Below are 18,771 nucleotides of genomic sequence, written 5' to 3' on the forward strand. Positions count from 1 at the left end.
CATGAGCAGCACGCAACACCCCTTCGACAAAGCCCTGGCCCTGCATCACAGCGACATCCGCGTGGGCCACTTCACGGGCATGACCAGCCCCGACTACTGGAACATGGTCGGTCCCTTCGGCGGCACCACCGCAGCCCTGGTGCTGCAGTCGGTGATGCGGCACCCCGACGTGCTCGGCACGCCGATCGCATTGACCGTCAACTACGCGGCCGCACTCGAAGCCGGCGCGTTCGACATCCAGGCCACGGCCGTGCGTACCAACCGCTCGACCCAGCACTGGACCGTGCAGATCACGCAGGCCGGCGCGAGCGGCGCGCCGAACATGACCACCACCGCCACCGTGGTGACGGCCGCGCGCCGCGACACCTGGGGCGAGAGCGACATGCCGATGCCCGAGGCGCCCGCGCCCGAGACGGTCGAGCGCATGAGCATCGGCCCGTCGGGCGTGGCGTGGATCAACCAGTACGAGATGCGCCCCTTCAGCGGCGGCATTCCCGCGAAGTGGGACGAGAGCCGGCAGCACAGCGAAACGCGCATCTGGCTGCGCGATGCGCAACCGCGGCCGCTGGACTTTGCCTCGCTCGGGGCGATGAGCGACATGTTCTATCCGCGGGTGTGGCTGCGCCGCGCCAAGCATGTGCCGGCGGGCACGGTGTCGATCACCACCTACTTCCACGCCGGGCCGGCGCAACTGGCCGAGGTCGGCACGGGCTACCTGCTGGGCCGCGCGGCGGGGCAGCAGTTCTTCAACGGATTCTTCGACCAGACGGCACATCTGTGGAGCGAGAGGGGCGTGTTGCTCGCCACCTCGAACCAGATCGTCTACTACAAGGAATAGAAATGGCCGCTCTGCAGAAAGCCGCGCTCATCGTCGGAGCTGGCGATGCCACCGGCGGCGCCATCGCCCGCCGCTTCGCACGCGAGGGGTTCGCCGCTTGCGTCACCCGGCGCAGCCTCGACAAGCTGCAGCCGCTGGTCGCGCAGATCGAGGCCGATGGCGGCCGCGCCCATGCGTTCGCTTGCGATGCGCGCAAGGAAGAAGAGGTCGTCGCCCTCATCGAGCAGATCGAATCGACGGTCGGCCCGATCGAAGTGATGGTGTTCAACATCGGCGCCAACGTGCCCGAGAGCATCCTCACCGAGACCGCGCGCAAGTACTTCAAGGTGTGGGAGATGGCGTGCTTCTCGGGCTTTCTCAACGGGCGCGAGGTGGCCAAGCGTATGGTGGCGCGCGAGATGCCGCAAGGCGGGCATCGCGGCACGATCATCTTCACCGGCGCCACCGCCTCGCTGCGCGGTGCCGCGAATTTCGGCGCGTTCTCGGGCGCGAAGATGGCCCTGCGCGCGTTGGCCCAATCGATGGCACGCGAGCTGGGGCCGCAAGGCATTCACGTCGCGCACGTGGTGGTCGACGGCGCCATCGACACCGAGTTCATCCGCAGCAATTTCCCCGAGCGCTATGCGCTGAAGGAGAGCGACGGCATCCTGAATCCGGACCACATCGCCGACAGCTACTGGATGCTGCATTCGCAGCCGCGCGACGCGTGGACGCACGAGCTCGACTTGCGGCCTTGGTCCGAGAAGTTCTGAAGCTTTCCAAAAGATCCAGGATGTGGAGACACCCATGACAAAGACCGTCGAGTTCTATTTCGATTTCGGCAGCCCCGCCGCCTACCTGGCCGCGACCCAGCTGCCGCACGTGTGCGCGGACACGGGCGCTGAGCTGGTGTGGAAGCCCATGCTGCTGGGCGGCGTGTTCCAGGCCACCGGCAACCATTCGCCCGCAGAGATCAAGCCCAAGGGGCCGTACATGAACATCGACCTCAAGCGCTTCGCCAGGCGCTACGGTGTGCCGTTCGTGCACAACCCGCACTTCCCGATCAACACGCTGCTGCTGATGCGCGGTGCGACCGGCATGCAGATGAAGGAGCCGGCGCGCTTTGGCTCCTACGTCGATGCGGTCTACCACGCGATGTGGGTCGAGCCGCGGAACCTCAACGATCCGGCGACGGTCGGCGCCGTCTTGCAGAATGCGGGCTTCGACGCTGCGGGCCTGCTCGCACTGGCCGGCGCGCAGGAAGTGAAGGACCGCCTCAAGGCCGTCACGCAGCAAGCCGTGGAGCGCGGCGTGTTCGGCGCCCCCACCATGTTCGTCGGCGACCAGATGTTCTGGGGGCAGGACCGCCTCGATTTCGTGCGCGAAGCCCTCGACGCCTGAGCGCACTGCCGACAGCAGCAACCGTTTTTACCCAAGGACCATTCCCATGAGCGACATCCTCGTCCACACCGAAGCCGGTGTGATGACCATCACATTCAATCGCGTCGACAAGAAGAACTCGATCACCAGCAGCATGTACGCCGAGCTGGCCGATGCGCTGGCCACGGCCGAGAGCGAAGCGGCGGTGCGCTGCGTGCTGATCCAGGGCGATCCGACGATCTTCAGCGCGGGCAACGACATCGGCGATTTCCTCAATGCGCCGCCCGCCACGCAGGAGTCGCCGGTGTTCCGGTTCCTGCGCGGCATCGCGACCTTTCCGAAGCCCATCGTCGCGTCGGTCTGCGGTCCGGCCGTGGGCATCGGCACGACGATGCTGTTCCATTGCGACCTCGTCTATGCCGGCGACAACGCCGCGTTCTCGATGCCCTTCGTGAACCTGGGCCTGTGCCCCGAAGCGGCATCGAGCCTGCTCGTGCCGCAGATGCTGGGCTATCACCGCGCGGCCGAAGCGCTGCTGCTGGGCGAACCTTTCATGGCCGAAGCCGCGCTCGAAGTGGGCCTGGTCAACCGCGTCGTGCCGCCGACCGAAGCCAACGGCATCGCGCAAACGCAGGCGCGCAAGCTCGCGGCCAAGCCGCTGAGCGCGCTGGTCGAGACCAAGCGCCTGCTGAAGAAAGCGCAACTGCCGGCCGTGCTCGAACGCATGGGCGAAGAGGGCGCGAGCTTCGGCCGCATGCTGCGCGAACCGGCCGCCAAGGAAGCCTTCGGCGCGTTCATGGAGAAGCGGAAGCCCGATTTCTCGAAGCTCTGAGGGTTCCTCCCGCGTTGGCCTGCAGACAGTGGCCCCTTACACTGTCTGCCATGCAAGTTTTCGAGACAAGACCGCCCGAAACGCCCGGCCAGCGGGCAATTGATGCTACTGAAAAAGTAGCATTCGACCCCGCGCGCAGGCGTACTTTGGGCTTGCTTGCGGGCACTTTGGCGGCGCCTTCCGTGGTCCTCGCGCGGGTTCGCCCGTTGCGCATCGGCATCATCGGTTCCTGGTCAGGTCCTTATGCGGGCGGCGGGCGGCAGTTCGATGCGGGCATGTCGGTCTGGCTGGCGGCGCACAACCAGCAGATCGCGGGGCGGCCCGTCGAATTGCTGCGCCGCGACGTGCCGGGCAGCGCGCCCGAGCAGGCGCGCCGCAATGCGCAGGAGCTCGTGGAGAACGAGCGCGTCGATCTGCTCGCCGGCCTGGACTTCAGCTCCAACGCCTACGCCGTCGGCACCGTCGCCGTGCAGGCGAAGCTGCCGCTGGTGGTGATGAACGCGGCGTCCTCGGGCATCACGGCGCGTTGTCCCTATGCCGTGCGGCTCTCGTTCACCATCGCCCAGGTCACGCTGCCGCTCGCGCGCTGGGCGATGCAGCAGGGCCTGCGCGATATCTGCACCGTGGTGGCCGACTACGCCTCGGGCGTCGATGCCGAAAGCGCTTTCGTCGCGGGCATCACCGCCGGCGGCGGGCAGGTCGGCGCGATGCTGCGGGTGCCGCTCAACACACTCGACTACTCGGCCTACATGCTGCGGCTGCGCGAGCTCAAGCCGCAGGCGGTCTTCTTCTTCCTGCCCTCTGGGCAGATGCCGGCGACCTTCCTCAAGTTCTGGCGCGACCGTGGCATGGCCGACACCGGCATCCGCCTGCTCGCGACCGGCGACGCCACCGACGATCATTACCTCCAGGGCATGGGCGAGTTGGCCGACGGGCTCGTGACCAGCCACCACTACTCGTTCGCGCATGAATCGCCGGCCAACCGCCGCTTCACCGGCGTCTTCGAGACGGAATACGGCAGCCATCTGCGGCCGGGCTATTTCGCCGTGGCGGCGCACGATGCGCTCGCGGCCATCGATGCGGCGATGGCATCGCCCTCGGCGCGCGGCTCCCTGAGCGGGGAGCGGCTGGTCGATGCCTTCCGTGGCCTGAAGTTCGAAAGCCCGCGCGGTCCGATCGAGATCGATGCCCACACGCGCGACATCGTGCAGACCGTCTACATCCGCCGCACCGAGCGGCGCGATGGGCGCTGGGTCAACCAGGAGTTCGAGCGATTCGAGCGCGTGCGCGACCCGGGCGTTTGATGTGATGCCGCGGAGCCGTTCGCACTGAGCTTGTCGAAGTGGGGGCGCAAGGCTTCGATCCTTCGACGAGCTCAGGACAGGCCAAGCTCAGCCCGAACGGTTTCGGTTCTCAGGCGGGTTGTTCGATCACGCGCGGCCGGCCGTTGTCGTCGATGGCCACATAGGTAAACGTCGCCTGCGTCACCTTGATGTATTCGCCCTGCGCCCGGAAGCGCTCGGCGAACACCTCGACCGTCACCGTGACCGAGGTGCGCCCGATGCGCACCAGCTTCGAATAGAACGAGAGGATGTCGCCCAGCCGCACCGGCTGCTTGAAGATGAACTCGTTGACGGCCACCGTGGCCTGCCGCCCCTTGGCATAGCGCGCCGGAATCACCGAGCCGGCCAGGTCGCACTGCGCCATGACCCAGCCGCCGAAGATGTCGCCGTTCGCATTGCAGTCGGCCGGCATCGGGATGACCTTGAGCACCAGCTCCATGTCGGTGGGCAGGCTTTTGAGGGTCGCTGCGGCGGCAGCACTGGAAGTATCTGACATGGGCACAATCTGACAACAAACAACAACCACGATTGTCCCTCATGCGCCGCAGCGGCGAAGCCTCTTCCTCTCCTTCCCACACCGTCTCCGGCCATCCACCGGCGAAAAGCGACCGCTCCGACTGGGCGACGCTGCGCCGGCTCTTTCCCTACCTCTGGCAATACAAGTGGCGCGTGATGGCCGCGCTCGCGTTCATGGTGGGCGCCAAGGTGGCCAACGTGGGCGTGCCGGTGCTGCTGAAGAACCTCATCGACACGATGACGCCCAAGCCGGACATGGCGCAGGCGCTGCTCATCGTGCCGATCGGGCTCCTGCTCGCCTATGGTCTCCTGCGTTTCTCGACCGCGCTCTTCGGCGAGCTGCGCGAGTTGATCTTCGCCAAGGCCACCGAGGGCACGGCGCGGCAGATCGCGCTGGAGGTCTTCGGCCACCTGCATTCGCTGAGCCTGCGCTTCCACCTGGAGCGCCAGACCGGCGGCATGACCCGCGACATCGAGCGCGGCACGCGCGGCGTGCACTCGCTCATCTCGATGTCGCTCTACAGCATCGTGCCCACCATCATCGAGCTGGTGCTGGTGCTCACGATCCTGGGCGTGAAGTTCGATTCGCTGTTCGTCTGGATCACCGCGGCGGCACTGGTGCTCTACATCGCCTTCACAGTGACCGTGACCGAGTGGCGCACCCAGTTCCGCAAGACCATGAACGAGCTCGACTCGATGGCCCAGAGCCGCGCGGTCGATTCGCTCCTGAACTACGAAACGGTCAAGTACTTCAACAACGAGGAGTTCGAGGCCAAGCGCTACGACGCGAGCCTGGACCGCTACCGCAAGGCGGCCATCAAGAGCCAGCGCACGCTGAGCATGCTCAACATCGGGCAGCAGTTGCTGATCGCGATCAGCCTGGTGCTGATGCTGTGGCGCGCCACCTCGGGCGTGGTCGAAGGGCGCATGACGCTGGGCGACCTGGTGATGGTCAACGCCTTCATGATCCAGCTCTACATTCCGCTCAACTTCCTGGGCGTGATCTACCGCGAGATCAAGCAGAGCCTGACCGACCTGGACAAGATGTTCGTGCTGATGGAGAAGGAACGCGAGGTGCGCGATGCGCCCGATGCGAAGCCCCTGGCCGGCATCGATTCCACCATCCGCTTCGAGGACGTGAACTTTGCCTACGAACCCGCGCGGCCGATCCTCAAGCATGTGAGCTTCGAGATTCCAGCCGGCAAGACGGTGGCGGTGGTCGGGCCGTCGGGGTCGGGCAAGTCCACGCTGGCTCGGCTGCTCTATCGCTTCTACGACGTGCAGCAGGGCCGCATCACCATCGGCGGCGAAGACATCCGCGAGGTCACCCAGTCGAGCGTGCGCCGGGCCATCGGCATCGTGCCGCAGGACACGGTGCTCTTCAACGACACGGTCGAATACAACATCGCGTACGGCCGCCCCGGTGCAACGCGCGAAGAGGTCGAAGGCGCAGCGCGGGCCGCGCGCATTCACGACTTCATCTCGGCCACGCCCATGGGCTACGAAACGACGGTGGGCGAGCGCGGCCTCAAGCTCTCGGGGGGAGAGAAGCAGCGCGTGGCCATCGCGCGCACGCTCCTGAAGAATCCGCCGATCGTGATCTTCGACGAGGCCACCTCGGCGCTCGATTCGGCCAACGAGCGGGCCATCCAGTCGGAGCTCAAGAGCGCCGCGCAGGACAAGACCACGCTGGTCATTGCGCACCGGCTGTCGACCGTGGTCGATGCGCACGAGATCCTCGTGCTCGAATCCGGCGTGATCGTCGAGCGCGGCACGCACGCCGAACTGCTCGCCAAGCAAGGTCGCTACGCCCAGATGTGGGCTTTGCAGAAGAGCGAAGCGGCGCCTCTGCTCTAGCCCGATCATTCAACCCTTTTCCTCTACTCGATCCAGGAGTTCAGACGTGTCGACCAAGATTCCCCTGCTGGTGCTCAACAGCCTCTCGAGCGCCCACCAGGCCCAGCTTGCCGAGGTCTACGACGTGACCTACGCCTTCGACCCCGACGCACGCGCGGCCGCCATCGCCGAGCGCGGCAAGGCATTCCGCGCGGTGCTCACCATCGGCGTGATCGGCGTCGCCCCCGAGGAAATCGCCGCGATGCCGGCGCTCGAACTGATCTGCTGCCTGGGCGCGGGCTACGAATGCGTGCCGCTCGAGGTGACGCGCGCCCGCGGCATCGTGACCGCCAACGGCGCCGGCACCAACGACGACTGCGTGGCCGACCACGCCTTCGGCCTCCTGATCGGCGTCGTGCGGGAGCTTCGCAAGCTCGACCGGCTGTGCCGCGAAGGCGTGTGGCGCGAGGCCATTCCGCAGCCGCCGAACGTGTCGGGCAAGAAGCTCGGCATCCTGGGGCTCGGCACCATCGGCCAGAAGATCGCCAAGCGCGCGGCGGCGTTCGATATGGAAATCGGCTATCACAACCGGAAGCCCCGCGAAGGCGCGACGCACCGCTATTTCGACGATCTGAAGTCGCTCGCCGCCTGGGCCGACTTCCTGGTGCTCGCCGCGCCGGGCGGCCCGGCGACCAGGCACCTGGTCAACGCCGAGGTGCTCGACGCGCTCGGGCCGCAGGGGTACCTGGTGAGCATCGGCCGCGGCAGCGTGGTCGATACCGAGGCGCTGGGCGCCGCGCTGCGCGAGAACCGTATCGCGGGTGCAGGCGTCGATGTGTATGAGAGCGAACCCAAGCGGCCGGAGCCGCTCGTGGGTCTCGACAACGTCCTGCTGACGCCGCACATGGCGGGCTGGTCGCCCGAGGCGACGCAGAAGTCGGTGGATCACTTCCTTGCGAATGCCGAAGGGCATTTCGCGGGGCGTGGCGTGCTCACCCCGATCTGATGTCTTGCTCCTTCCCCCCTCTGGGGGAAGGCTGGGATGGGGCGGGCAGAGCGCTCGATAGGTGCGCCGCTTGCCCCCACCCCCGCCCTCCCCCGGAAGGGGAGGGAGTCAAGCCAGAGCCGTGGGGCGCCGCGCGCCCCAGCCGCAGGCCTGGTCATACGCATGCCCGAGCCGCAGCACGTCGAGGTCGGCGTGGATCGGCCCGGCGAGCTGCAGGCCCATCGGCAGGCCGCCTTCACCGAAGCCGGCGCGCACATTCAACGTCGGCAGTCCCGCCAGCGTGAAGGGCGTGACGATCTCCATCCAGCGGTGGTACGTGTCGCTCTTCACGTCGCCCACTGCATCAGGCCAGTGCAGCTCGGCATCGAACGGAAAGACCTGCGCGGTCGGCGCCACCACGAAATCGAAGCGCTCGAAGAGTTTGAGGAACGCGCGGTACACGTTCGAGCGATAGAGCGACGCCTGGTACAGCGAGGCCGCATCCAGGTGCCGGCTCTGCTCGATTTCCCACTGCGCCTCGGGCTTCAACTGCGCGAAGAGCTTCGGATCGCTCAGGTACGCGCCGAGCTTGCCGCCGACCAGCAACTGCCGCAGCCGCAGCCACGCGCTCCAGTTGTGCTCGCGCGGCACGTCGAGTGTGCAGGGCTCGACCTCGCAGCCGATGGTGCGGAAGGTGTCGAGCGCCTTCTCGCCGAGTTCGCGGATGCCGGGCGCCAGCGGCAGCTCGGGCCAGATGCTGCCGAGCCAGCCGATGCGCAGGCCCTTGCCATCGCCCTCGAGCACGATGTCGTCGGGCGAGGGCAATGCATGCGGCGACGACAGCGGCACGCGTCCGTCGAAACCCGACTGCACCGCGAGCAGCCGCGCCGTGTCTTCCACCGTGCGCGCCATCGGCCCTTCGCAACCCAGTTGCTGGAAGAACAGCTCCTGCTCCGGATCGCCGGGCACGCGGCCGCGCGAGGGCCGCATGCCGATCACGTTGTTGAAGGCGGCGGGGTTGCGCAGCGATCCCATCATGTCGCTGCCGTCGGCCACCGGCAGCATGCCCAGGGCCAGCGCTACTGCGGCGCCGCCGCTGCTGCCGCCCGCGCTTCGATCGGGCGCATAGGCATTGCGGGTGATGCCGAACACCGTGTTGTAGGTGTGCGAGCCGAGCCCGAACTCGGGCGTGTTGGTCTTGCCGATGACGATGGCGCCGGCCGCGCGCATGCGGGCGACATGCAGGCTGTCGGTGCGCGAAGGCGAACGCGGCGACAGGGGCGAGCCCATCGAGGTCGGCAGGCCGGCGGCATGGCTCAGGTCCTTCACCGCGAGCGGAAAGCCGTGCATCCAGCCGCGCCGTTCGCCGCGTGCCAGTTCGGCATCGCGCTCGCCGGCTTCGGCCAGCAGTTGCTCCGGTTCACGCAGCGAGACGATGGCATTGAAGCGCGGGTTCAGCGCCTCGATGCGGCCCAGCGAGGCCTGCATGAGTTCCTTGCAGGACACCTCGCGGGCTGCGATGCGGCGCGAGAGTTCGGTGGCGCTGAGGGCGAGCAGGTCGTCTGAAGGCATGGCGGATGCGGGTAAAGGAGGAGGCGCCCAGTATGGCGCGGCGCTCGCATAATCGTCGCTCATGGAAACAAAGTGGCTCGAAGACTTCATCAGCTTGGCGGAGACCCGCAGCTTCAGCCGCTCGGCCCAGTTGAGGCACGTGACGCAGCCGGCGTTCTCCCGCCGCATCCAGGCGCTCGAAGGCTGGGCCGGCACCGACCTCGTCGATCGCAGCTCCTATCCCACGCGGCTCACGCCCGCGGGCCAGACGCTCTATAGCCAGGCCATCGAGATGCTGCAGTCGCTGCAGAGCACCCGGGCCATGCTGCGGGGCCACTCGGCCGCCGGGCAGGACGTGATCGAGATCGCCGTGCCGCACACGCTGGCCTTCACCTTCTTCCCCTCGTGGGTGACCAGCCTGCGCGAACACTTCGGGCCGATCAAGAGCCGGCTCATCGCGCTCAACGTGCACGACGCGGTGCTGCGGCTGGTCGAGGGCAGTTGCGACCTGCTGATCGCCTACCACCACCCCTCGCAGCCGCTGCAGCTGGACAACAACAAGTACGAGATGGTGAGCCTCGGCGAGGAAACCGTGGCCCCCTGGGTCAAGGCCGATGCCGACGGCGCGCCGCGCTTCCGGCTGCCGGGCCGCCCGGGCCAGCCGCTCCCTTACCTGGGCTATGCGCCCGGCGCCTACCTGGGCCGCGTGGTCGACCAGTTGCTCAAGGAGTCGGGCACGGCCATCCACCTGGACCGCGTCTACGAGACCGACATGGCCGAAGGCTTGAAGGTGATGGCGCTCGAAGGCCACGGCATCGCCTTCCTGCCGCAGAGCGCGGTGCGCAAGGAGATCAAGGCCCGCAAGCTCGTGAGCGCGCTGCCGCCCGAGATCGACAGCCTGGAGGCGACGATGGAAATCCGCGCCTACCGCGAGAAGCCGAGCGCACCCGCGCCTGTGAAGACCGGCAATGGCCGGTCTGCCAAGGTGGCCGCGGTGTCCGAAGGCATCCAGCCCAAGCGTACGGCGGACGCGCTCTGGTCGTACCTCGTCGGCACCCAGCCGGCCACCCTCTGACACCGGATTTGTGCGCCGCACAATCTATAAATGCCGTGCATGGGGCCCCCCGGATTCAGCATTGGCGCCATGAGCACTGGGGTACTACAGTCGCGGCAGTTTTTCACTGCTGTCACGGCATCCTTCTCCGGCACGCGCCACTCGCGTGCTTTTTTTTAAGCCGAGGAACCCCGTATGAACTCCAATTTCAGGACTGAACACGACTTCCTCGGCGAGAAGCAGATTCCTGCCGCCGCCTACTGGGGCGTGCACACGGCGCGCGCCGTCGAGAACTTCGCCATCTCCGGCACCCGCATCTCGGCCATGCCCGACCTCGTGCGCGCGCTGGCCTTCGTGAAGAAGGCCGCGACCCGCGCCAATGCCGACCTGGGCGCCATCGACCGCGACCGTGCCGCCGCGATCATCCTGGCCTGCGAGGACATCATCGAAGGCAAGCTGCTCGACGAGTTCGTGGTCGACGTCATTCAGGGCGGTGCCGGCACCTCGACCAACATGAACGCCAACGAGGTGATCTGCAACCTCGCGCTCGAAAAGCTCGGCCACGAGAAGGCGCGCTACGACGTGCTGCACCCCAACGACCACGTCAACGCCTCGCAGAGCACCAACGACGTGTACCCGACGGCGGTGCGCCTGGCGCTGTGGTTCGCGATCGGCAAGCTGCTCGAAGCCATGGCCGCGCTGCGCCGCAGCTTCGAGGCCAAGGCGCTCGAGTTCAAGGACATCCTGAAGATCGGCCGCACCCAGTTGCAGGACGCCGTGCCGATGACGCTGGGCCAGGAGTTCCTGACCTACGCGATCATGATCGGCGAGGACGAGGCGCGGCTGGGCGAGGCCCGCGCGCTCATCGAGGAAATCAACCTCGGCGCCACCGCCATCGGCACCGGCATCAACGCGCCGCACGGCTATGCCAACCTCGCCTGCCAGTACCTGGCCGAGCAGACCGGCGTGCCTTTGAAGCAGGCCGCCAACCTCATCGAGGCCACGCAGGACACGGGCGCCTTCGTGCAGCTCTCGGGTGTGTTGAAGCGCGTGGCCACCAAGCTCAGCAAGACCTGCAACGACCTGCGCCTGCTCTCCAGCGGCCCGCAGGCCGGCTTCGGCGAGATCCGGCTGCCCGCGCGGCAGGCGGGTTCGTCGATCATGCCGGGCAAGGTCAACCCGGTGATTCCGGAAGTCATGAACCAGGTGGCCTTCGAGGTCATCGGCAACGACATCACCGTGACGATGGCGTCGGAGGCCGGACAGCTGCAGCTCAACGCCTTCGAGCCGATCATGGGCTGGAGCCTTTTCAAGAGCATCAAGCACCTGGGCAATGCCTGCAACACGCTGCAGCTGAACTGCGTGGACGGCATCGAGGCCAACCGGGAGTTCCTGGCCAAGCGGGTGCGCGAATCGGTCACGCTGGTCACTGCGCTCAATCCGCTCATCGGCTACGAAAAGGCGGCGCTCATCGCCAAGACGGCGCTCGCCACGGGCGGGCCGATCGACCTGGTGGCGGAGTCGCTCGGGATCATGACGCGCGCCGAAATGGAGGCGCTGCTGGTGCCCGAGAACCTGACCCAGCCGGTGCGCCTGTCCGCCGCACCGGTCCCGCCGGCTGCCGAGCCTTCGGGCACAAAGGCTGCTTAGTGAAAGTCGGACAATGCCAGGAGGCAGGATCGCACCACGCTGGCGCCGCGATGCGCGCGCCCGGTGCAGCGCACGGCGGGATGCCCCCCGGATGCACCGGGTTGGTCCGGGTATCACGCAAAATATGTATGTCTAGAATTTAGTTGTATCTGTTTCAGTCACCCTCAGGAGTTTTCTGTATGAAAAAACAAGCAATGGCATTGGCAATCGCAGCGTTCGCCACAAGCGGCGCCTTCGCTCAGGCCAATGACACCCTGGCCAAGATCAAGGCCTCGGGCGTTATCACCGAAGGCGTGCGCGAATCCTCGGGCCTGTCGTACACGCTGGGCAACGGCCAGTACACCGGCTTCCACTACGACGTCTGCGCCAACATCATCAAGGACCTCGAGAAGGCCGCTGGCAAGAAGCTCGAAGTCAAGTTCCAGCCCGTCACCTCGCAGAACCGCATTCCCCTCGTGCAGAACGGCACCGTGGACATCGAGTGCGGCTCGACCACCAACAACGCCACCCGCCAGAAGGACGTGGCTTTCGGCGTGACCACCTACGTCGAAGAAACCAAGATCGTCGTCAAGGCCAACTCGGGCATCAACTCGCTGGCCGACCTGAAGGACAAGACGGTCGCCACCACCACCGGCACCACGCCGCTGCAGACCGTGCGCAAGCAAAAGCGCGCCGAGAACCTGAGCTTCAAGGAGGTCTACGGCAAGGACCACTCCGACAGCTTCCTGCTGCTGGAAACCGGCCGTGCCGACGCCTTCGTGATGGACGGCTCGATCCTGGCCGCGCTCGCCGCCAAGTCCAAGTCGCCCAAGGACTACAAGATCCTGCCGGACGTGCTGGCCGTGGAACCCATCGGCATCATGATCCGCAAGGACGACCCGGCTTTCAAGAAGGCCGTGGACGACAGCATCAAGGCCCAGGCCAAGTCGGGCGAGCTCGCCAAGCTCTATGACAAGTGGTTCCTGAAGCCGATTCCCCCGGCCAATGTCGTGATCAACCTGCCGCTGGGCGAAGCCACCAAGAACGCGTGGGCGAACCCGAACGACAAGCCCGCGGAAGAGTACGTCACCAAGGAATAAGCGCGCGTCGCTGCGTGAATGACGCCCACCTTTCGCGGTGGGCGTTTCTTTTCAAGGGACGGTTTTGTCGAAGACGGTGAAGGAGTAAGAAATGGGAAACTGGGATTGGCAGGTGTTCCTGCAGGACCCGGGGGGGGACTATCCGACCTACTGGCAGTGGATGCTCTCGGCCTGGGGCTGGACGGTGTCCGTGGCGCTGCTGGCGCTGGTCGTGGCGCTGGTGCTCGGCTCGTTGATCGGCATCATCCGCACGCTGCCCGACAGCCCGTGGCTGGTGCGGTTCGGCAATGCATGGGTGGAGCTCTTTCGCAACATTCCGCTGCTGGTGCAGATCTTCCTCTGGTACCACGTCATTCCGGCGCTCATACCCGTGATGAAGGGCGTGCCGAGCTTCATCCTGGTGGTGCTGGCGCTGGGCTTCTTCACCTCGGCGCGTATCGCCGAGCAGGTGCGATCGGGCATCCAGGCGCTGCCCAAGGGCCAGCGCTACGCGGGCATGGCGGTGGGCTTCACCACCACGCAGTACTACCGCTACGTGATCCTGCCGATGGCCTACCGCATCATCATCCCGCCGCTCACGAGCGAGACGATGAACATCTTCAAGAACTCGTCGGTCGCGTTCGCCGTGTCGGTCACCGAACTCACCATGTTCGCCATGCAGGCGCAGGAAGAAACCTCGCGCGGCATCGAGGTCTACCTCGCGGTGACAGCGTGCTACGTGGTGTCGGCCCTGGCCATCAACCGGCTCATGGCGTTCATCGAGAAGAAGACCCGCGTGCCGGGCTTCATCGTCTCGGCCAGCGCTGGCGGCGGAGGTCATTGACATGATGAATCTCGACCTGTCGTTCTACAACTGGGACGTCATCAGCAACTTCGTCATCAAGGGCTTCTACTTCAGCATCATGCTGACGGTGGTGGCCACGATCGGCGGCGTGATCTTCGGCACGATCCTCGCGCTCATGCGGCTGTCGGGCAAGAAGTGGCTCGATACGCCCGCCGCCATCTACGTCAACGGCATGCGCAGCATTCCGCTGGTGATGGTGATCCTGTGGTTCTTCCTGCTCGTGCCGGCGTCGTTCTATTCGCTGTTCGGTTCGCTCGGTTCGAACTACCGCTCCGAAATCTCGGCGGTAATCACCTTCGTCGCGTTCGAGGCTGCGTACTTCTCCGAGATCATGCGGGCCGGCATCCAGTCGATCCCGCGCGGCCAGGTGAATGCGGGCCAGGCGGTGGGCATGACCTACGGCCAGAACATGCGTCTGGTGGTGCTGCCGCAGGCGTTCCGCAACATGCTGCCGGTGCTGCTCACGCAGACCATCATCCTGTTCCAGGACACCTCGCTGGTGTATGCCATCGGTGCCTACGACATGCTCAAGGGCTTCGAGACCGCCGGCAAGAACTTCGGCCGCCCGATCGAGGCCTACCTGCTCGCAGCCGTCGTGTACTTCGTCATGTGTTATGCCTTGTCGTGGCTCGTGAAGCGCCTCCACAAGAAGATCGCCATCATTCGCTGAGTGGCAGACTGAACCGGAGAGAAAGAAATGTCCGAAAAAATGATCGAAATCAAGAACGTCTCCAAGTGGTATGGCCCGGTGCAGGTGCTCAACGACTGCTCGGTGAACATCTCCAAGGGCGACGTGGTGGTGGTGTGCGGCCCGTCGGGTTCCGGCAAGTCCACGCTCATCAAGACCGTGAACGCGCTCGAGCCCTTCCAGAAGGGCGAGATCACCGTCAACGGTATCCCGCTGCACGACCCCAAGACCAACCTGCCCAAGCTGCGCTCCAAGGTTGGCATGGTGTTCCAGCACTTCGAGCTGTTCCCGCACCTGTCGGTGACCGAGAACCTCACGATCGCGCAGATCAAGGTGCTGGGCCGCACGCCCGACGAAGCCAAGACCCGTGGCCTGAAGATGCTCGACCGCGTGGGCCTGATGGCGCACAAGGACAAGTTCCCCGGCCAGCTCTCGGGCGGCCAGCAGCAGCGCGTGGCGATTGCCCGTGCGCTGTCGATGGACCCGATCGTGATGCTGTTCGACGAACCCACCTCGGCGCTCGACCCCGAGATGGTCGGCGAAGTGCTCGACGTGATGGTGAGCCTGGCCAAGGAAGGCATGACCATGATGGTGGTCACGCACGAAATGGCCTTCGCCCGCAAGGTCGCGAGCCGCGTGATCTTCATCGACGTGGGCGGCAAGATCCTGGAAGACTGCGCGAAGGACGAGTTCTTCAATCACCCTGAGAACCGTCAGCCGCGCACGAAGGACTTCCTGAACAAGATCCTGCAGCACTGATCGATTCGCTGCTGCGGCGCAAAGACAAAAGCCACGCTGTTCCGCAGCGTGGCTTTTTTCATAGGGCCGGCAAGGCCTTGTCGAAGAAGGCCGGAACCCTGCTATCCCGCCGCCACGATCACATGCGCCTGGATCTTGCCGGCCACCGGGCCCTGTTCGCCATGGCGGCTGGCGATCGCCTCCGTCGCGCGCTCCGTTGCGAGCTGAAGCAGGCTGGCGTCGCGTGTCTCGATTTCGTTGCGCAGCGGCGTCCCTTGGCAATAGGCGGTGGCAACGTCGCGCGCCGAGGGCGCGCGACTCAGCTTCTCGTGCGTCTCGATGCCGATGTCGGTGAACCCTGCGCGGCTCAGGTCCTCGCGTATCAGTGCGGTGTCGTGATAACCGTGCGGCGTGCGGGCCAGGAATCGCGGAGGGTCCTGCGGAAATACCGTGGCGACGGCGTTGGTGACGTCGTCGGCAAAGGCGTTCTCCTCGATACGGTCCCAGACACTGAAGACAAAGCGCCCGCCCGGCTTCAGTACACGGCGCGCCTCGGCGTAGCCAGCCACTCGATTGGGGAAAAACATCGCGCCGAACTGGCAGCAAACGACATCGAACGAGGCATCTTCGAACGGCAGGGCGAGCGCGTCGGCCTGCCGCCACTCGATACGGCCATTGGCCCCTTGCCGGGTGGCGGCGTAGTCGAGCATGGGCTGGTTGAGGTCGGTCACCACGTAGCGCGCACCGGCGCCGAGTCTGGGGGCAAGCGTCCGCGTGACCACGCCGCTGCCTGCCGCCGTTTCAAGCACCGAGCCGGGCGAGGAGGCGGCAACAAGTGCAGCCATGTCCGTGGCATAGGCCTCGAAGATCAGGGGGACCATCAGCGTGTCGTAGAACTTCGGGATCGAACCCGCGAACACCTTGTCGCTTTCAGCCATGAGAGCTCCTCGAAAGCTCTGAAATGGCGTGTTGGATCACCTGCTGCAGAGCGGGGCGGGCCTCCCCAACGAGTCCGCCGCGTGTTGGGACTTGGGCGACGGTGCGCCATGGTGCGCCGCGCCGACCACTCGAGTCAACGTCGCCCTGGGGCGGCGCCGCTCAAGGCAAGCGAGAAATGCGCTGCGTCAGCAGATCGAAGAATCCTTGCGAATCGCCCTCGGCGATCCAGTTGACGTTGGCGGGGCGCTTGAGGCCGCCGTACCAGTCGGTCACTGTCTGGCCGAAGCCGATGCCTTCGCGGCTGTCGACTTCCACGTTCACCTGCTTGCCCTTGAAGAGTGAAGGCTGCAGCAGGTAGGCGATGACGGTGGCGTCGTGCACCGGACCGCCGGTCAGGCCGTAGTACTGCATGTCGTGCTGCACATAGGCATCGAGGATATCGGCGACCGTCTTGCCCGCCTGGTTGCCGAGGCCGCGCAGCCTGGCGATGCGCTCGGGGCTCGTGAGAATCTTGTGCGTCACGTCCAGCGGCAGCATGGTGATCGGCACGCCGCTTTTCAACACGATCTCCGCTGCATGCGGATCGGCGAACACGTTGAACTCCGCGGTCGGCGTGATGTTGCCGCCGTTGAAGTGCGCGCCGCCCATCAGCACCAGCTCGCGCAGGCCACGCACGATGTCCGGGGCCTGCGTGAGCGCCAGCGCGAGGTTCGTCTCGGGCCCGAGCATCGCGAGCGTCACGCTTTTCTCGGGCGCGGCGCGCAGCGTGCGGATCAGGTAATTGACCGCGTTGCCTTCGGCGAGCGGCTGCTTGGGCTCGAACACCTGCACGCCCGTGATGCCTTCGCTGCCGTGCACGTCGGCCGCGTAGATCGGCGTGCGCAGCAGGGGACGCGGCGCGCCGGCGTAGACGGGGATGTCAGGTCGCTTGGCCCATTCGCGTGCGAGGCGCGCATTGCGCGATGTCTTCGCGAGCGGCACGTTGCCGGCCACCGTGGTCAGCGCCTGGATCTTCAGTGTCTCGGGCGATGCCATCGCGAACAGCAGCGCGATCACGTCGTCGGCGCCGGGGTCGGTGTCGATGATGAGCGTGTGCACCGTGGTGGCGTCGGCGGCGCGCGCTGCGGTCGGGGCGATGCTGGTGGTCATCAAGAGGGCGGCGAATCCCGCGAGAAGGAACGAGGAAAGATCGGCTTTCCAACGCGAAGAGCGAGGCATGAACTGGCTTCCTTGAAGCGCGAAAAAACGCGCGGTGAAAACCAGTCTGCCAGAGCATTTCGCGTCGGCGGCACGAAATCGAAGGCGTGTTTTTTGCCTCTGCCACAGGGCATCGGGCGATCCGCAAACCAAGGATTTCGCCCGCCATTTTCGTTGCAGTTGAAAGTGCGCAAACAGCAAAGAAAAAGCCCCGCAAGCGGGGCCTTGGCGAGGCCATCGAAGGCCTTGCGGTGTTGTGAAAACGCCGCTTACTTATTTCTTGCGCGCAGCAATCGCCTTCTCAGCCTGCGCCACCAGGTCGGCACCGACCGTCGACTTCCACTTGTCGTACACAGGACGCGTCGCCTTCACGAAAGCTTCGCGCTCGGCCGGCGTGAGGCTGGTCACCGTCACGCCCATGGCGGCGATGTCTTTCAGCACCGGCTTGTCGGCTTCCACGAGGCCCTTGCGGGCGATCGCGATTTCCTGCTTGCCAGCATCGACGGCGGCCTGGCGCACGATGGCCTGGTCGGCCGGCGTCCACGACGCCCAGATTTCCTTGTTCACCACAAACACCAGCGGATCGGCCACATAGCCCCAGGTGGTCACGAACTTCTGGCCCACGGTGTGCATCTTGAGCACGGTGAACAGGAAGAGCGGGTTCTCTTGTCCATCGACCGCACCACTCGCGAGCGCGGGCTGCGCATCGGCCCAGCTCATCTGCGTGGGATTGGCGCCGAGCGCGGTGAACATGTCCGAATAGATCGGCGAACCGACCACGCGGATCTTCATGCCCTTCATGTCTTCGGGCGACTTGATCGGCTTCTTGGAGTTGGTGATTTCGCGGTAGCCGTTCTCGCCCCAGGCGAGCGGCACCACGCCGGACTTGTCGAGGGTCTTGAACATTTCCTTGCCCACGTCGCCCTGCGTGAGCGCGTCGATGGCCGCGTAGTCGGGCATGAGGAAGGGCATCGAGAACAGGTTGAGTTGCTTGACCTGCGGCGACCAGTTGATGGTCGAGCCCACGGCCATGTCGATCACGCCCTGGCGCAGCGCGCTGAACTCGCGCGTCTGGTCGCCTTGAATGAGCGACACGCCCGGGTACAGCTTGATGTTGATGCGGCCCTGGGTGCGCTCCTTCACTAGGTCGGCCCAGATCTTTCCGGCCTGGCCCCACGGCGTGGGCGGGCCGAGCACGAGCGACATCTTGTACTCGGGCTTGTAGGCGGCCTGCGCCATCGCGCCGGTCGAGAAGAGGCCGAGCGTGGCGGCGACAGCAGCGAGGCCCAGCAGGGTGCGGCGGAATTTCATGGAAGGTCTCC

At 65.8% G+C, this 18,771-nt stretch carries 18 protein-coding genes; 13 read left to right on the forward strand and 5 right to left on the reverse strand.

Annotated elements, in window-relative coordinates; translation table 11 throughout:
- The first annotated feature begins 1 nt into the window (after position 1).
- The 5 genes from QF040_RS29375 (at position 2) to QF040_RS29395 (ending at position 4,333) form a co-directional block, all read left to right on the forward strand.
- Positions 2-838, forward strand: a complete 837-nt coding sequence (locus QF040_RS29375) for an acyl-CoA thioesterase (protein WP_429613888.1) — start codon at positions 2-4, stop codon at positions 836-838.
- A 2-nt stretch (positions 839-840) separates the two neighbouring features.
- Complete coding sequence (locus tag QF040_RS29380) at positions 841-1,590, forward strand: SDR family oxidoreductase (RefSeq protein ID WP_429613889.1); 750 nt, start codon at positions 841-843, stop codon at positions 1,588-1,590.
- 34 nt (positions 1,591-1,624) lie between these two features.
- On the forward strand, positions 1,625-2,218 hold the full coding sequence (locus QF040_RS29385; RefSeq protein WP_429613890.1) for a 2-hydroxychromene-2-carboxylate isomerase: 594 nt from the start codon (positions 1,625-1,627) through the stop codon (positions 2,216-2,218).
- 46 nt (positions 2,219-2,264) lie between these two features.
- Entirely contained in the window at positions 2,265-3,029 is a 765-nt protein-coding gene (locus QF040_RS29390; protein WP_429613891.1) for an enoyl-CoA hydratase, read from the forward strand.
- A gap of 146 nt (positions 3,030-3,175) precedes the next feature.
- The gene (locus QF040_RS29395) at positions 3,176-4,333 is read left to right on the forward strand and encodes an ABC transporter substrate-binding protein (RefSeq protein WP_429613892.1); all 1,158 of its coding nucleotides are present in this window, start codon (positions 3,176-3,178) and stop codon (positions 4,331-4,333) included.
- A 109-nt stretch (positions 4,334-4,442) separates the two neighbouring features.
- Here QF040_RS29395 and QF040_RS29400 read toward each other — a convergent pair whose 3' ends face one another.
- Complete coding sequence (locus tag QF040_RS29400) at positions 4,443-4,868, reverse strand: acyl-CoA thioesterase (protein WP_013539309.1); 426 nt, start codon at positions 4,866-4,868, stop codon at positions 4,443-4,445.
- Between the two features lie 41 nt (positions 4,869-4,909).
- On the opposite strand from QF040_RS29400, the gene QF040_RS29405 reads away from it, so the two are divergent.
- Positions 4,910-6,745 carry an ABCB family ABC transporter ATP-binding protein/permease gene (locus QF040_RS29405; RefSeq protein WP_429614711.1) on the forward strand — a complete coding sequence of 612 codons (1,836 nt, stop codon included), beginning with the start codon at positions 4,910-4,912 and terminating at the stop codon, positions 6,743-6,745.
- A 46-nt stretch (positions 6,746-6,791) separates the two neighbouring features.
- The gene (locus QF040_RS29410; protein ID WP_429613893.1) at positions 6,792-7,730 is read left to right on the forward strand and encodes a 2-hydroxyacid dehydrogenase; all 939 of its coding nucleotides are present in this window, start codon (positions 6,792-6,794) and stop codon (positions 7,728-7,730) included.
- Positions 7,731-7,838: 108 nt separating this feature from the next.
- Here the strand turns inward: QF040_RS29410 and QF040_RS29415 are convergent, their stop codons facing one another.
- On the reverse strand, positions 7,839-9,281 hold the full coding sequence (locus QF040_RS29415) for an amidase (RefSeq protein ID WP_429613894.1): 1,443 nt from the start codon (positions 9,279-9,281) through the stop codon (positions 7,839-7,841).
- A gap of 61 nt (positions 9,282-9,342) precedes the next feature.
- Here QF040_RS29415 and QF040_RS29420 point away from each other — a divergent pair, with 61 nt between their 5' ends.
- The 6 genes from QF040_RS29420 to QF040_RS29445 all read left to right on the forward strand — a co-directional run bounded on the left by QF040_RS29420 (position 9,343) and on the right by QF040_RS29445 (position 15,334).
- Positions 9,343-10,335, forward strand: a complete 993-nt coding sequence (locus QF040_RS29420) for a LysR substrate-binding domain-containing protein (RefSeq protein ID WP_429613895.1) — start codon at positions 9,343-9,345, stop codon at positions 10,333-10,335.
- 174 nt (positions 10,336-10,509) lie between these two features.
- Positions 10,510-11,964 (forward strand): aspartate ammonia-lyase, encoded by a 1,455-nt coding sequence (locus QF040_RS29425; protein ID WP_013539314.1) that lies wholly within the window; start codon positions 10,510-10,512, stop codon positions 11,962-11,964.
- Positions 11,965-12,143: 179 nt separating this feature from the next.
- Entirely contained in the window at positions 12,144-13,043 is a 900-nt protein-coding gene (locus QF040_RS29430; protein ID WP_013539315.1) for an amino acid ABC transporter substrate-binding protein, read from the forward strand.
- A gap of 91 nt (positions 13,044-13,134) precedes the next feature.
- Complete coding sequence (locus QF040_RS29435) at positions 13,135-13,866, forward strand: amino acid ABC transporter permease (protein ID WP_093441603.1); 732 nt, start codon at positions 13,135-13,137, stop codon at positions 13,864-13,866.
- 1 nt (position 13,867) lies between these two features.
- Positions 13,868-14,557 carry an amino acid ABC transporter permease gene (locus QF040_RS29440; protein ID WP_013539317.1) on the forward strand — a complete coding sequence of 230 codons (690 nt, stop codon included), beginning with the start codon at positions 13,868-13,870 and terminating at the stop codon, positions 14,555-14,557.
- Positions 14,558-14,596: 39 nt separating this feature from the next.
- Positions 14,597-15,334, forward strand: coding sequence for an amino acid ABC transporter ATP-binding protein (locus tag QF040_RS29445; protein ID WP_041942767.1), 738 nt, complete (start codon positions 14,597-14,599; stop codon positions 15,332-15,334).
- 101 nt (positions 15,335-15,435) lie between these two features.
- Here QF040_RS29445 and QF040_RS29450 read toward each other — a convergent pair whose 3' ends face one another.
- The 3 genes from QF040_RS29450 to QF040_RS29460 form a co-directional block, all read right to left on the reverse strand.
- On the reverse strand, positions 15,436-16,251 hold the full coding sequence (locus tag QF040_RS29450) for a class I SAM-dependent methyltransferase (protein ID WP_429613896.1): 816 nt from the start codon (positions 16,249-16,251) through the stop codon (positions 15,436-15,438).
- Between the two features lie 160 nt (positions 16,252-16,411).
- Positions 16,412-17,470, reverse strand: coding sequence for a nucleoside hydrolase (locus tag QF040_RS29455; RefSeq protein WP_429613897.1), 1,059 nt, complete (start codon positions 17,468-17,470; stop codon positions 16,412-16,414).
- A 252-nt stretch (positions 17,471-17,722) separates the two neighbouring features.
- Entirely contained in the window at positions 17,723-18,760 is a 1,038-nt protein-coding gene (locus QF040_RS29460; protein ID WP_429613898.1) for a DctP family TRAP transporter solute-binding subunit, read from the reverse strand.
- Positions 18,761-18,771 lie beyond the last annotated feature (11 nt).

Origin of the sequence: Variovorax sp. W2I14 (assembly GCF_050435205.1) — a bacterium.
GTDB classification, from domain to species: Bacteria; Pseudomonadota; Gammaproteobacteria; order Burkholderiales; family Burkholderiaceae_C; genus Variovorax; species Variovorax paradoxus_C.

Bases quoted from the DNA above. Each gene is read 5' to 3' on its own strand.
- QF040_RS29435 (WP_093441603.1), top strand. From the start codon at position 13,135: ATGGGAAACTGGGATTGGCAGGTGTTCCTGCAGGACCCGGGGGGGGAC.
- QF040_RS29375 (WP_429613888.1), top strand. From the start codon at position 2: ATGAGCAGCACGCAACACCCCTTCGACAAAGCCCTGGCCCTGCATCAC.
- QF040_RS29420 (WP_429613895.1), top strand. From the start codon at position 9,343: ATGGAAACAAAGTGGCTCGAAGACTTCATCAGCTTGGCGGAGACCCGC.
- QF040_RS29415 (WP_429613894.1), bottom strand. From the start codon at position 9,281: ATGCCTTCAGACGACCTGCTCGCCCTCAGCGCCACCGAACTCTCGCGC.
- QF040_RS29380 (WP_429613889.1), top strand. From the start codon at position 841: ATGGCCGCTCTGCAGAAAGCCGCGCTCATCGTCGGAGCTGGCGATGCC.
- QF040_RS29430 (WP_013539315.1), top strand. From the start codon at position 12,144: ATGAAAAAACAAGCAATGGCATTGGCAATCGCAGCGTTCGCCACAAGC.
- QF040_RS29385 (WP_429613890.1), top strand. From the start codon at position 1,625: ATGACAAAGACCGTCGAGTTCTATTTCGATTTCGGCAGCCCCGCCGCC.
- QF040_RS29455 (WP_429613897.1), bottom strand. From the start codon at position 17,470: ATGCCTCGCTCTTCGCGTTGGAAAGCCGATCTTTCCTCGTTCCTTCTC.
- QF040_RS29450 (WP_429613896.1), bottom strand. From the start codon at position 16,251: ATGGCTGAAAGCGACAAGGTGTTCGCGGGTTCGATCCCGAAGTTCTAC.
- QF040_RS29440 (WP_013539317.1), top strand. From the start codon at position 13,868: ATGATGAATCTCGACCTGTCGTTCTACAACTGGGACGTCATCAGCAAC.
- QF040_RS29460 (WP_429613898.1), bottom strand. From the start codon at position 18,760: ATGAAATTCCGCCGCACCCTGCTGGGCCTCGCTGCTGTCGCCGCCACG.
- QF040_RS29405 (WP_429614711.1), top strand. From the start codon at position 4,910: ATGCGCCGCAGCGGCGAAGCCTCTTCCTCTCCTTCCCACACCGTCTCC.
- QF040_RS29400 (WP_013539309.1), bottom strand. From the start codon at position 4,868: ATGTCAGATACTTCCAGTGCTGCCGCCGCAGCGACCCTCAAAAGCCTG.
- QF040_RS29445 (WP_041942767.1), top strand. From the start codon at position 14,597: ATGATCGAAATCAAGAACGTCTCCAAGTGGTATGGCCCGGTGCAGGTG.
- QF040_RS29390 (WP_429613891.1), top strand. From the start codon at position 2,265: ATGAGCGACATCCTCGTCCACACCGAAGCCGGTGTGATGACCATCACA.
- QF040_RS29425 (WP_013539314.1), top strand. From the start codon at position 10,510: ATGAACTCCAATTTCAGGACTGAACACGACTTCCTCGGCGAGAAGCAG.